Origin of the sequence: Catellatospora paridis (assembly GCF_009720365.1) — a bacterium.
Classification (GTDB): domain Bacteria; phylum Actinomycetota; class Actinomycetes; order Mycobacteriales; family Micromonosporaceae; genus Catellatospora; species Catellatospora paridis.
Genome location: NZ_ML769313.1, coordinates 631,805 through 644,399, shown reverse-complemented (window position 1 = coordinate 644,399; position 12,595 = coordinate 631,805). Strand labels below are relative to the sequence as shown.

Here is a 12,595-nt window from a genome sequence, read left to right as displayed (position 1 = left end):
GTGGAGACGGGCAAGGGGCTGGACGAGAGCACGTTCGCGCAGACGGAGTACGCCCCCGATGTCGTCGAATCGAACGCCGCCCTGGGGGCGGTGGTCCGGGAGATGGGCTGGCCGCCGGAAAGCGTGCAGGCATACCGCGTCCAGGCCCGCGAGCGGCTCGCCGGCCTGTCACCGGGCGGGGTCCTGCCCCGCTCCCCACTCGCCCGCGAGATCACGGTGCCGCTGCCGGCCGGGTCCATGCCGGCCCGGGTGTTCGACGCGCCCGCGCCGACCGGCCTGTACCTGCACGTCCACGGCGGAGGCTGGACCGTCGGGGCCGCCGACGAGCAGGACGCCTACTTGGAGGACCTGGTGAACGGCACCGGCCAGACCGTGGTCAGCCTCGACTACCCGCTCGCGCCCGAACGGCGTTTCCCGGGCCTGCTCGACGACTGCGAGGCGGCCGCCCGGCACCTGCTCGACCACGCGTCGCAGGAGTTCGGCGTCACGGCGGCGACCCTGGGCGGCGAGTCGTCCGGAGCCAACGTCGCCCTGGCGGTGGCGCTGCGGTTGCGCGACCGGCCGGCCGCCGTGGCGCTGCGGGCGCTGAACCTGTGCTACGGCGTGTACGACCTGACCCTCACGCCGAGTGCCCGGACCTGGGACGACACGCGCGGCGGCGTGCTCACCACGGCCCGCATGCGCTGGTACGCCGAGCAGTACGTGCCCGACCTCGCCCGCCGTGGCGACCCTGCCGCCTCCCCGCTCTACGCCCAGCTCACCGGGCTGCCACCGGCGCTGCTCACCGTCGGCACGGAGGACCCGCTGCTCGACGACACCCTGTTCCTGTACGCCCGGCTGCTCGCCGCCCGTTCGCCGGTGCAGCTCCAGGTGGTGCCGGGAGCCGGTCACAGTTTCAACATGATGCCGCTGTCGGTCACCGGGCCGGCCAACGCCGCCGCGCACCGCTTCCTCGCGGCAGCGCTCGCCGCCTGAGGACGGCCGCGCACGGGCCACTGTCGCGAACCCGTCGAAGATCTTCTCGCAGGTCGGCCGTTGCGGCAGCGGGAACCGGTCGGACAGCTCTCGCCGTGGACACACCGTGGTGGGATGATCGGCGCGCCGCTCGCACGGCCCCGTCCGCGACATGCCCCTCAGCACAACCGGATCGGTGCCGCGCGACCCTCGCAGCACCGTACGTCCACCTCGGCCGGACCTCGTCCGAACTGGACTTCCGCGGCCGCAGGGGCCCCGCGTCGCGGGAGCGCCGGCGCGAACGGTATCGGTGAGGGAGGAACGCTGTGACGCAGGCAGAAGCCGGCGCATTCAAGATTCTCAAGGGCCTGGGCATCGCGATCGTGATCGTGGTGTCCCTGGTGCTGATCGCGGTGTACTGGCAGCCCGTGCTGTCCACCATCGTGGACATCTGGAACTACCTGATCGACCGCATCCCGTCGGATGGCGGCCAGCGCACGGCGGTGCTGGTCTACATGATCGCAGCGGTGGTGATGGGTGTGCTGTTCTCGCAGGCCGGCCACTTCACCGCGTACGGCATCGCGATGGGCCTGGTGCCGCTGCTGTGGGTGCTGTTCTGGGAGGGCTTCCCGCCGCTCGGCCTGCACCCGGTGTGGACGTCCAACATGGGCGTCGCCCACCTGAGCCCGAGCCAGGTCGCGCTGTGGGCGGTGGTCGCCGCGGTGCTCACCACGCTGGTGTTCGTGCCGCTGGAGATGCGCGAGAAGTGGCAGCGCCGCCGGCGCTCCCGCCGGGGCTGAGAAAAGCCGGGGCGGGTGGCGCCGGCATCGTCGGCGCCACCCGCCTGGCCCGGTCCGGCCCCCGAGGCTACGCGAGAGCCGGCTCGGTCTGCGGGCGCCTCACACGTAGGTCACCGTGTCGATGTAGAGGTACACGTCGTCACGGACCATGAGGTGGGGCGCGGTCATGGTCTCCTCCACGACACCGGAGTCGCCGCCGCAGATGACCACGGCCTTGTCCGGTGAGATGTCGGAGATGATCCCCGCCTGCCACTTCCGCTCGCGGTACACCCAGACCCGGTCTCCGGACTGGTACGAGTCAGTGGCCGCGATCTCGGCGGAAGCGCGCCGGGCGGGGTTGATCCTGGGAGCTGGCATACGTGCCTCACTGCGGCGAACGTCGTGCTCGCGGATGGGGGGGTGGAGCCGGCCGGTCCGGTTGAGTCCGTGCCGTCCGCCCGGTGGGGTGTCGCCACACCATCCGGGCCACAGATGCAAGTGCCACAATGCAAACGTCAGGTCGTTGCGCTTCCCATCATGCAGATGATCCTGTGCAGGCGCAAGCGCCGGATGCACGTGCAGATGACTTTTGGCATTCCTCACCCGTACAGAGCGTCACCTGCCTGGCGTAACGCGGGCGACATCCGGATGAGATATGGCGGTCACCGGGCTGGCCGACGTCCCAATCGGTGGGAAAAGATCGACAGGTGACCCTTGTGCGCTCCGTCCGGCCCGACGACCTGCCCGCGCTGCTCGCCCTGATCGCCGACCACGCCGCGTACGAGCGGGCCGCGCCCGTGTCGCCCGACCTCGGCGAACGGCTCGCGCCCGCGCTGTTCACCGACCCACCGCCGCTGCGCTGCCTGGTCGCCGACGACGCCGGGACGCTGGTCGGCTACGCGACCTGGACCCGCGACTTCGCCACCTGGACCGGCCGCCACTACACCCACCTGGACTGCCTCTACCTGGCTGACACCCAACGGGGCCGCGGCCTGGGCAGACAACTGCTCGACGCGGTGATCGCGACAGCCGATGGCGACGAGATCCAGTGGCAGACTCCGGTCTGGAACACCGACGCCCAGCGCTTCTACGAACGGTTCGGCGCACACCCGGCAGCCAAGGTCCGCTACACCCTGCCAGCGTGACCTGCGCGCGACGCCACCCCCGCCGCATCGAAAAGCAGGTGCGCCGAGCGGGGCTCCTACGGCGCCGTCTCAGCGGATGCCGGGCCGGGCACCGGCGCGGACTGCGGGACGCCTCCCGAAGGCGCCTGGCCCAGCTCCCCGAACCGCGCGAGCGCCAACGCACCGCCGACCGCCAGCAGGAAGCCGCCGACGGCGACGGGCACCCAGCCCTGCCGCGCCTCGTCGCCGAGCACCACGACCCCGACCACCGCGGGCAGCACGGTCTCCCCGATGACCATCGCGGCGGTGGCCGTGGTGACCGAGCCGCCCGACAGCGCCATCGTCCACAGCACCAGCGCGATGAGGCTGGACGCGGCCACCAGGTAGGTCGCCGGTTCGCGCACCATGCGCGCCGGATCGAGCTCGGGCAGGGTGCGCGCGGCCAGCGCCAGCACCCCGAAGCACAGACCCGCGCACAGCCCCAGGGTCACGGTCCGCCACCTGCCCGGCAGGCGCCCCGCGCCCGCGCCCAGCACGGCGAGCCCGATCAGGCAGGCGGCCAGGGCCGTGTAGAAGTCCGTGTGCGCGCGGTTCGCGCCCTCGGGACCGGCGGACACGCCCAGCAGCGCCAGTCCCACACAGACGGCGGCCACCGCGCACTTCTCCCCGCGACCCAGCCGCTCCTTCATCACGACGGCGGCCGCGATCGCGGTCACCGCCAGCGCGGACGCGATCGCGGCCTGCACCAGGAACAGCGGCAGATGTCGCAGCGCGACCAGTTCGAAACCGAAGCCGAGCAGGTCCAGGCCCACGCCGACGAGGAACGGCACGGTCATCCAGGCACGCAACATGGATTTCGGTTCGAGCTCGCTGACCGGCCCCGCCCCGCGCATGCCGACGGCCTGCAAGACCGACGACAACCCGAAGCACACGGCCGCCGCCAACGCCCCGCACAGGCTCAACACCAGCACCGGCTCATCGTTTCACGGCATGATCGGCCGGACCCCGGGTTCGGCGGCAACCGGGACTCGGCTCAGATTTCCTATACGATCCTCTTGTGTAACCGGTTACTGTTGCGGCACGCTGCTACGCGGTGACAACCCCACCGCACCACGGCGAGGAGCTCGCGCATGACCACTGTCCCGACCGCCGGCCAGCTCGCCTGGCAGGAGGCCGGCTTCGGCCTCTTCCTGCACTTCGGCCTCAACACGTTCCACGGCAAGGAGTGGAGCGACGGCACCCTGGACCCGGCCACGTTCGACCCCGCCGACCTCGACGCGGCCCAGTGGGTCGACGTCGCGCGGCGGGCCGGCGCGCGATACCTGGTCCTCACCGCCAAGCACCACGACGGCTTCTGCCTCTGGCCGACCGACACCACGACGTACTCGGTCGCCTCGTCGCCGTGGCGCGGCGGGCACGGCGACGTGGTCGGAGAGCTGGCCGAGGCCTGCCGCGCCGCCGGCATGCCGCTGGGCCTCTACCTGTCGCCCTGGGACCGCAACGCGGCCTGCTACCCCGACCCGGCCGCGTACGACGAGTTCTACCTGCGCCAGCTCACCGAGCTGTGCACCCGCTACGGGCCGCTGTTCGAGCTGTGGTTCGACGGCGCGGGCTCGGAGGGGCGCGGCTACGACTGGGACGCGATCATGAAGGTGGTCGACACGCACCAGCCCCAGGCCATGGTCTTCAACATGGGACGGCCCACCATCCGGTGGGTCGGCAACGAGGACGGCCTGGCCGCCGACCCGTGCACGTACGCCGTCGACCGGCTGGGCAGGTCGATGTTCACCGCCGATGCCGACAGCCTCGACGGCGTCCGCTACCTGCCGCCGGAGTGCGACGTGCCGATCCGGGCGCACTGGTTCTGGCAGCCCGACGACCTGGACACGCTCAAGAGCGCCGAGCACCTGCTGGCGATCTGGTACCGGTCGGTCGGGCTGGGCGCGGGACTGCTGCTCAACGTGCCACCGGACCGGCGCGGGCGGCTCGACGAGCACGACACCGCCCGGCTGCTGGCGGTCACCGCCGAGCTGCGGAGGCGGTTCGCGACGCCGCTGCCCGCCCGGCTCACCCACGAGCCGGGCCGGGTCGTCGCCGAGTTCGAGACCGAGGTCGAGCTCGACCACGTCGAGCTGCGCGAGGAGCTGGCCACCGGTCAGTGGGCGGGCGCGCACGAGGTCCGCTGCGGCGAGGCGGTGGTCGCGACCGGCCACACCGTGGGCGTACGCCGCTGGCTTGCCTTCCCCACGATCCGCACCCGGCGGCTCACCATCACCCTGGACGACCCGCGCGCCCGGCTGACCGCCGTCACCGGCTTCCGCACAGGCCACCAGTCCCCGCCCGTGCTGGAGGAACAGCCGGGTCTGGAAGTGTCGAAAGTCGACTGAGCGCGCCACCCACCTCCGGTGTTGCCCGACGCGTCCATCTGCTGGACGCGTCGGCGGCGAAGGAGGGGGCATGGCCAACGATCAGGACACCGCCGCCCCGGTGCGGGCGGCGACGCCGCGGCGGCCGGAGCTGGATGCGATACGCACGCTGGTGGTCGTGGGTTTGATCTTCTTCCACTCGGCACTGGTGTTCGACGAACGCGACGACTACTACGTCAAGAACGCCGACACCACCGAGGTCACCACGATCCTGTCCGGTTTCGCCGTGGTGTGGGCGATGCCGGCGCTGTTCCTCATCGCGGGGTTCGGTGCACGCCACTCGCTGCGCCGACGCGGGCCGGGCGGCTTCGCGGCGGAACGCCTGCTGCGGCTGGGGGTGCCGCTGCTGTTCGCGATCGTCGCGCTGCTGCCGATCCCGCAGTGGCTGCGGCTCAAGGCCGCCGACCCCGGCTACCACGAGTCGTACTGGCGCTTCCTGCCGCGCTTCTTCGACGTAACGCTCGACCTGCGCGAGTTCCCGTTCGTGCTGCAGGGCGAGCACTTCGAGACCGGTCACCTGTGGTTCGTGGTGCTGCTGCTGGTCTGGGCGCTGATGCTGGCGGGCGCGGCCCGCGTGCTGCCCCGCGACCGGCTGCGCCGGGTCCGCGACCGGCTGGCCGACGCCGCCGGGCAGCGCGGCCTGGTGCTGCTGCTGCCCGCGCTGCCGCTGGCGCTGGTCAGCGCCCTGGACGGCATGGAGGAAGCTCTCGCCGGCTGGAGCCGCTGGGCCTACCTGCTGTTCTTCCTGTACGGCGTCGTACTGGCCGCCGACGAGCGGTTCCGCGACGCGATGCGCCGTGATGCCGTGCTTGCCGCCGTGGCCGGAGTCGCGCTGATGGGCGTGGGCATGCCGCTGTTCTTCGTCGTCAGCGAGGGCGGCGGCGACCCGTTCACCGACCTCACCGGTCCGGCCCTGGCCATGCGGGCGCTCTACGGCATGACCGGCTGGTGCTGGGTGGTCGCCATCCTCGGCCTGCTCGACCGGCGCGGGCACCGGCGTCCGACGACCGGCGCGCCGCCGGGCTTCAGAAGCAAGGTCTACGTCTATCTCGCGCTCGGCGCGCTGCCGATCTACGTGCTGCACCAGCCGATCGTGGTGGCGGTGGCCTACGGCGTCGTGTCCTGGCAGGCCCCGATCGCCGTCAAATACCTGGCACTGGTCGCCATCGCGCTCGTGCTGACCCTCGCCGTCTACGACCTGCTGGTGCGGCGTAACCGGATCACCCGATTTCTGTTCGGCATGCGCGAACCGTTCGTCGCCGGTCCGAACCCGACAGATCGTCCTGGCGAGTGAGGAGTACCGTGCACGGCATGTCACCGACGATCAAGGTCGAGGAGCTGCGCAAAGCCTACGGCGAGCTGCGCGCCGTCGACGGCGTCTCCTTCGACGTCCAGCCCGGGGAGTTCTTCGGCATCCTCGGACCCAACGGCGCGGGCAAGACCACCACCCTGGAAATGATGGAGGGGCTGCGCAAGCCCGACTCGGGCAGCGTCACCCTGTTCGGCGAGAGCCCCTGGCCGCGCAACCCGCGCCTGCTCCCCCGCATCGGCGTGCAACTGCAGGCCAGCGCGTTCTTCGAGCGGCTGACCGCGCGCGAGCAGATCCGCACCTTCGCCTCGCTGTACGGCGTGTCCGCCCGCAAGGCCGACGAGTGGCTGGCCGTGGTCGGGCTGGAGGACATGGCCGGCAAGCGCAACGAGGACCTGTCCGGCGGCCAGCAGCAGCGCCTGTCCATCGCCTGCGCCCTGGCGCACGGGCCGGACCTGGTGTTCCTCGACGAGCCGACGTCGGGCCTGGACCCGCAGGCCCGCCGCAACCTGTGGGACGTGCTGCGCGACATCAGCGCGCAGGGCCGCACCGTCGTGCTGACCACGCACTACCTCGACGAGGCCGAGTCGCTGTGCGACCGGGTCGCGATCATGGACCACGGCCGCATCCTGGAGTCGGGTCCGCCCGCCACGCTCGTGCGCGACCTCGACGCGCCCACCCGGATCTCGGTGGAGACCGGCACGATCACCGCCGAGGCGGCGCGCGGGCTCGCCGACGGGCTGGAGGTCAGCGACGACGGGGTCTCGCTGACCATCGCGACGCGTACCCCCGCCCCCGTGCTCTCCGCCCTGGCCGAGCGGGACGCGCTGCGCGGCCTGTCCGTGCGCGGCGCGACCCTGGAAGACGTCTTCCTGCACCTCACCGGACGGGAGTACCGCGCGTGACCAGCTTCGTCAGCCTCTCCTCGGCGATGGCCCGCGGCTTCTTCCGCGACCGCACCGCCCTGTTCTTCACCATCCTGTTCCCGCTGATGTTCCTGGTGCTGTTCGGCGGCCTGTTCAAGGACGCCGGCGCGTCCAAGACCGACATCCTGCAGATCGGCGCGGTGCCGGTCGTCGACCAGCTGCCAGCCGAGGCCGCCGCCGGGCTCGACCAGGTGCTCGCGGTGACCCGCACGTCCGACCGGGCCGCCGCGCTGGAGGAGGTGCGCAAGGGCGACAAGGCCGCCGCGATCGAGCAGGTCGGCGGCGAGCTGATCGTGCACTACTCCGCCGCGGACGCGGTCAAGGCCGCCACCGTGCGCGGCATCGTCGAATCGCTGGTCCAGCAGGCGAACCTCGCCGCCGCGGGGGTCACCACGCCCGCGGTCACCCTGCGCACCCAGCCCGTCGAGGACCAGTCGCTCAAGGCGATCCAGTACATGACCCCGGGCCTGCTGGGCTGGGCGATCGCCACCGGCGCGACGTTCGGCGCGGCGCTGACCCTGGTCACCTGGCGGCAGAAGAAGATCCTGCGCCGCCTGCGGCTGTCGCCGGTGCCCCTCGCCTCGGTCATCGGCGCGCGGGTGGCGGTCAGCATCGCCATCGCGGGCGCGCAGTGCGCGATGTTCATCGGCGTGGCCCTGCTGCCCTACTTCGGCCTGCAGCTGTCCGACCAGTGGTGGGCCTTCATCCCCGTCATGATCGCCGGCACGCTGGCCTTCCTGTCCATCGGCCTGGTCGCCGGCGCCGCCTCCAAGACCCCCGAGGCCGCCAGCGCCATCGCCAACCTCATCACGCTGCCCATGGCCTTCCTGTCGGGCGCCTTCTTCCCCCTCGACGGGGCCCCGAAGTGGCTGCAGCAGTTGTCCGAGTTCTTCCCCCTCAAGCACCTGGTGTCCTCGATGCAGGACGTGATGGTCCGGGGTGAGAGCTTCGCCGTCACCCTGCCCGACATCGGGCTGCTGCTCGGCTTCACCGTCGTCCTGGCCGGTATCGCCGCCTTCCTCTTCCGCTGGGATGACGCCTGACACCGAGCAGGGGAAAGGGCCTCGACCCAGGCGGCTACGTCACAGCCGTCCGGGTCGAGCCCCGGCTCGACCAGCGGGGTCATGTAGGTATGAAGGTATGACAGCACCACCCCTGCACACACTGGGGCAGCTCGCGGTCGCGGCGAACCGCCGGTACTGGACCGGCTGGGCCTGCGCCGAAGCCGACCCGGATGCCGATCTGACCGTCTACCGTTCCGACATCGCGCACAGCAAGCTCAACGGAATCCTGCGAGTCCGCGACCAACCGCTGGACGCAGCGATCGCGGAAGCCCGGCAGCGGCTCAAGGGCACGCCGTGGATCTGGTGGGTCGGCGCCGACAGCGACCCGGGCACCGCCGACGGTCTGCTCGCACGCGGCGCCCGGCAGGTCAGCGACCTGCCCGTGATGGCGATCGACGTCACCGCCGGCGCGGACTTCGACGCCCCGGCCGACCTGGCGATCCGCACGGTGACAGACCCGGCGGAGATGAGCAGCTACGTGCAGGCGTACGCGGAGCCGATGGGTTTCGACAGCGACGACCTCACGCCCGTGGTCGAGCGCGAACTCGGTTTCGCGTACCCCGAGGTGGTCCGGCTCGCCGCCATCATCGACGGCAGGACGGTCGGCACCTGCACCATGTCGCTGGGCACCGACGTCGGCGCGCTCTACTGCATCACCACCGACCCGCGATACCGCCGGCGTGGCATCGCTTCAGCGCTGACCCTCGAAGGGCTGCGTTTGACCCGCGAGTCCGGGCGCAGTATCGCCACCCTGGTGGCGAGCAGCGCCGGCGAGCCGGTGTACCGGCGCCTGGGTTTCGAGACCGTGTCCCGCTACGGCCGGTTCACCCTGCCGGACTGACGGACGGGGAGGGTCGACCCGGCCCTCCCCCACCCGGTGGCGCAGCGTCCTGCTTTGAATTCGGGCAGCTGCCCATCGCCGTTCAGGGAGCGTCCCCTCGTGCTTCACGAGGGGACGCCACCGTGAAGCGCCTGCTGCCCTCGCAGGTCGGATCGCCTGGTGCAACCTTGCGACGGGGACGCCACGACGTAATGGTCGTGCGGACGCGACTTGCGCAACCGCAGTGGTCCGGTCGTCCCGCGCCTACCCTCAGGGAATCCAGTGAGCACTTTCCACGTCGTGGGGGCCGGAGCCGCCGTAATCGCGGTTGTGCTGGTCCTTGTCGCGTTCCTCGGACGCCGCATCTCGTCGGCCGAAGGGCGGGCAAACCACGGGCTCTGCCACCTCGCTGCCGGAACCGCCTGGTGCGTGGAGTGCGGGGGCTGAACCGCCCGGTTCAGGCCGCGCCGTTGAGGTAGGCCAGCACCGCCAGCACCCGCCGGTTGTCGTCATCGGACGGCGCGAGGTCGAGCTTGCCGAAGATGCTGGCCGTATGCTTGCCGACCGCGCTCTCGGACAGGAACAGCCGCTGCCCGATCGCCGCGTTCGAGCGCCCCTCCGCCATCAGCTCCAGCACCTCCCGCTCGCGCGGCGTCAACCGGGCCAGCGGCACGTTGCGCACCGGCTGCTGCATCAGCTTCGCGATGACCTCCGGGTCCATCGCGGTGCCGCCCCCGGCGACCCGGTGCACCGCGTCGACGAACTGGTCGGCGTTGAACACCCGGTCCTTGAGCAGGTATCCGATCCCGCCCGTGCCGTCGGCCAGCAGCTCGCGGGCGTACAGCTGCTCGACGTGCTGCGACAGCACCAGCACCGGCAGTCCCGGCACCTGCCGCCGCGCCGTCAGCGCCGCCTGCAGCCCCTCGTCGGTGTTCGTGGGCGGCAGCCGCACGTCGACGACCGCCACGTCCGGCCGGTGCGCCAGCAGGGCGTCGAGCAGGTCCGGGCCGGTCTCCACGGCGGCCACGACGCTGAAGTCGTGCGCCTCCAGCAGGCGGACCAGCCCTTCCCTCAGGAGGTAGAGGTCCTCGGCGAGGACAACGCGCACGGTATCTCCAGGGTCAGCACGGTGGGGCCGCCCTGCGGGCTGTGCAGGGCGAGGGTTCCGTCGAATGTAGCGAGTCGCCGGCGCAGCCCGTGCAGCCCGCCGCCGTGTGACGGGGCCGCCCCGCCGCGGCCGTCGTCGGTGACGGTGACCCGCAGCAGCCCGCCGGTGTGCCGGATGTCCACGCCGACCCGGCTGGCCTGCGCGTGCCTGGTGGCGTTGGTGAGCGCTTCGGCGACGGCGAAGTAGGCGGCCGTGGCGACCGGCGCGGGCGGCTGCCCGGTCAGCTCGGCGCGCACCTCGACCGGCAGCGCGGCGTCCAGGGCGAGCGCGCGGACCGCATCGGCCAGGCCGCGCTCGGCGAGCACCGGCGGGTGGATGCCGCGGACCAGGTCGCGCAGCTCGGCCAGGGCCGCGGCGGAGGTCTCCCGGGCCTGGGCCAGCAGCACGCGGGCGGCGGCCGGGTCGCGGTCCATCAGCTGCTCGACGGTGCCCAGGCTCAGCCCGACCGCGACCAGCCGGGCCTGCGCGCCGTCGTGCAGGTCGCGTTCGATGCGGCGCAGTTCGGCGCTCTGCGCGTCGACGGCCTCGGCCCTGGTCTGCGCCAGGTGCTCGACCCGCTGGGTGAGCCGGGCGGAGCGGCTCGGCGCGAGCAGCAGCCGCGCCCAGCCGGCTATCAGCCGCAGCACCGGACCGGCCAGCAGCACGCCGAGCAGGCCGAGGGCGAGGCCGATCGGGATGGACACCCACCCGGGCAGCACGTCGAGGGCGGGCATGCCCAGGGTCGTCAGCTGCCAGACGTACCAGGGGCTGATCCACACGCCGGTGATCAGGCCGAACGGCACCGCCCACAGCGGCCAGAACAGGGCCTGCCAGAACAGCCCGAAGTAGCCCGCGCCGATCAGCACGCCGGGGACCACGGCGAGCAGCGCGACCAGCGGCGCGGTCGCCATCCAGGCCAGGTCGCGCCAGGTCGCCGGGTCGCCCAGGATCCACGGGAAGAAACCGGCGCGGCGCGCGCCGTCGCGGGTGGCGTAGAGGGTGCGCCCGACGCGGTAGCGGCCGTCAGGGCCGGGCTCCGGCACGCCTTCGCGCTGCCGATACGGGTCGGGCATCGGTTCGCCGCCGCCCCACGTCACGCACAGCCGCCGGTAGTGGTTGAGCATCGGCCGGATCGCGTACGACACCCAGGCGATGCCGAACCCACCGCTGACCAGGGTCAGCAGCAGCGTCAGCAGGAACATGGCGAACCCGGTCAGCGACAGCCCGAGCAGCAGCGCCGCCTTCCACGTGTCGTGGCCGCCGCGGCGCAGCCAGGCCCCGATCCCGGAGGACTGCCACCAGGTCAGGCCCGGGTGCCCGAGCCAGTACCGCGCCCACCGGCCGTGGGCGCGCAGCAGCGCGGGGCCGGCCAGCACACCGGTGACGACCGCGGCCACGCCCGCCGCGAGCACGGCCCACCCGGGCACGGCCAGGAACGGCCAGGCCACAAGCTCGGTCAGGCCGGCGTCGTCCAGCGCCCGCCGCCCCGGGCCGGTCACGCCCGCGGCCAGCAGCACCCCCGCCACGACCAGTCCCGGCGCGAGCAGCGCGACCAGACCGCCGATCGGGCCGAGCAGCAGCAGCCACATCCAGTCCCGGGCCGTCGCCGGATCGCCGCTGAGCCACTGCATGCGCAGGAAGAACGCGGGGTAGTGCCGGGTCTTGAACAGCTGGCCGTCGTGCTCGTACCAGCCGTCGGGGCGGCGCGGCGGCAGCGGCACCGGGCCCTCGCGATACGGCGGGTCGATCACGATGCCGCCCCAGGCGCGGGCCAGCCACCGCGACAACCCGGCCAGCCGGCGTACCACCTGCAGCACGTGCGGGTAGGTGACGACCGCGCCGATCGCCATCATCAGCGGCAGCGAGGCGGCGAATCCGAAGACCGCGAGCAGCGCGAGAGCGACGCAGCGCAGCGGGGCGAGGGCGTACGACCGGAACATGCGACACATCGTCGCCGATCGGCCGGGCTCGTGGCACTGGGTGTGAGCCCCGGGAAAGGGTGGGGTTTCCTACACCCCCGCTCGGTGCGCAGCCGCATACCGGCGC

12 protein-coding genes are annotated in these 12,595 nt (G+C 72.3%); 8 read left to right on the top strand and 4 right to left on the bottom strand.

From position 1 onward, the window contains the following. Positions 1-975: an alpha/beta hydrolase gene (locus tag F9C41_RS07725; RefSeq protein WP_155385945.1), complete on the top strand. Its 975-nt coding sequence runs from the start codon at positions 1-3 to the stop codon at positions 973-975. Between the two features lie 305 nt (positions 976-1,280). After that, positions 1,281-1,754 carry a hypothetical protein gene (locus F9C41_RS07720; RefSeq protein WP_155385944.1) on the top strand — a complete coding sequence of 158 codons (474 nt, stop codon included), beginning with the start codon at positions 1,281-1,283 and terminating at the stop codon, positions 1,752-1,754. 99 nt (positions 1,755-1,853) lie between these two features. Here the strand turns inward: F9C41_RS07720 and F9C41_RS07715 are convergent, their stop codons facing one another. After that, positions 1,854-2,111, bottom strand: coding sequence for a hypothetical protein (locus F9C41_RS07715; protein WP_155385943.1), 258 nt, complete (start codon positions 2,109-2,111; stop codon positions 1,854-1,856). Positions 2,112-2,440: 329 nt separating this feature from the next. On the opposite strand from F9C41_RS07715, the gene F9C41_RS07710 reads away from it, so the two are divergent. Beyond that, on the top strand, positions 2,441-2,878 hold the full coding sequence (locus tag F9C41_RS07710; RefSeq protein ID WP_155385942.1) for a GNAT family N-acetyltransferase: 438 nt from the start codon (positions 2,441-2,443) through the stop codon (positions 2,876-2,878). A gap of 56 nt (positions 2,879-2,934) precedes the next feature. Here F9C41_RS07710 and F9C41_RS07705 read toward each other — a convergent pair whose 3' ends face one another. Beyond that, entirely contained in the window at positions 2,935-3,828 is an 894-nt protein-coding gene (locus F9C41_RS07705) for a hypothetical protein (RefSeq protein ID WP_196279663.1), read from the bottom strand. Positions 3,829-3,987: 159 nt separating this feature from the next. On the opposite strand from F9C41_RS07705, the gene F9C41_RS07700 reads away from it, so the two are divergent. The 5 genes from F9C41_RS07700 (at position 3,988) to F9C41_RS07680 (ending at position 9,423) form a co-directional block, all read left to right on the top strand. After that, positions 3,988-5,244, top strand: a complete 1,257-nt coding sequence (locus F9C41_RS07700) for an alpha-L-fucosidase (RefSeq protein ID WP_155385941.1) — start codon at positions 3,988-3,990, stop codon at positions 5,242-5,244. Positions 5,245-5,314: 70 nt separating this feature from the next. Continuing rightward, positions 5,315-6,577, top strand: coding sequence for an acyltransferase family protein (locus tag F9C41_RS07695; RefSeq protein ID WP_155385940.1), 1,263 nt, complete (start codon positions 5,315-5,317; stop codon positions 6,575-6,577). Between the two features lie 17 nt (positions 6,578-6,594). Then, positions 6,595-7,497, top strand: coding sequence for an ABC transporter ATP-binding protein (locus F9C41_RS07690; RefSeq protein WP_155385939.1), 903 nt, complete (start codon positions 6,595-6,597; stop codon positions 7,495-7,497). After that, on the top strand, positions 7,494-8,561 hold the full coding sequence (locus tag F9C41_RS07685) for an ABC transporter permease (protein ID WP_155385938.1): 1,068 nt from the start codon (positions 7,494-7,496) through the stop codon (positions 8,559-8,561). The genes F9C41_RS07690 and F9C41_RS07685 overlap by 4 nt, the downstream gene beginning before the upstream one ends. Positions 8,562-8,658: 97 nt before the next feature. Further along, entirely contained in the window at positions 8,659-9,423 is a 765-nt protein-coding gene (locus F9C41_RS07680; RefSeq protein WP_196279662.1) for a GNAT family N-acetyltransferase, read from the top strand. 436 nt (positions 9,424-9,859) lie between these two features. Here the strand turns inward: F9C41_RS07680 and F9C41_RS07675 are convergent, their stop codons facing one another. Both F9C41_RS07675 and F9C41_RS41145 read right to left on the bottom strand, forming a co-directional pair. Continuing rightward, a complete protein-coding gene (locus tag F9C41_RS07675; protein ID WP_155385936.1) occupies positions 9,860-10,510 on the bottom strand; it encodes a response regulator transcription factor in 651 nt (216 codons plus the stop codon). Further along, positions 10,474-12,489 carry a sensor histidine kinase gene (locus F9C41_RS41145; protein WP_230689406.1) on the bottom strand — a complete coding sequence of 672 codons (2,016 nt, stop codon included), beginning with the start codon at positions 12,487-12,489 and terminating at the stop codon, positions 10,474-10,476. Before F9C41_RS41145 ends, F9C41_RS07675 begins: the two co-directional genes overlap by 37 nt. Positions 12,490-12,595: the final 106 nt, after the last annotated feature.

What these genes read in the sequence shown, in the direction of transcription:
- F9C41_RS07715 (WP_155385943.1), bottom strand. Translation starts at nt 2,111, where the DNA reads ATGCCAGCTCCCAGGATCAACCCCGCCCGGCGCGCTTCCGCCGAGATC.
- F9C41_RS07700 (WP_155385941.1), top strand. Translation starts at nt 3,988, where the DNA reads ATGACCACTGTCCCGACCGCCGGCCAGCTCGCCTGGCAGGAGGCCGGC.
- F9C41_RS07695 (WP_155385940.1), top strand. Translation starts at nt 5,315, where the DNA reads ATGGCCAACGATCAGGACACCGCCGCCCCGGTGCGGGCGGCGACGCCG.
- F9C41_RS07690 (WP_155385939.1), top strand. Translation starts at nt 6,595, where the DNA reads ATGTCACCGACGATCAAGGTCGAGGAGCTGCGCAAAGCCTACGGCGAG.
- F9C41_RS07680 (WP_196279662.1), top strand. Translation starts at nt 8,659, where the DNA reads ATGACAGCACCACCCCTGCACACACTGGGGCAGCTCGCGGTCGCGGCG.
- F9C41_RS41145 (WP_230689406.1), bottom strand. Translation starts at nt 12,489, where the DNA reads ATGTTCCGGTCGTACGCCCTCGCCCCGCTGCGCTGCGTCGCTCTCGCG.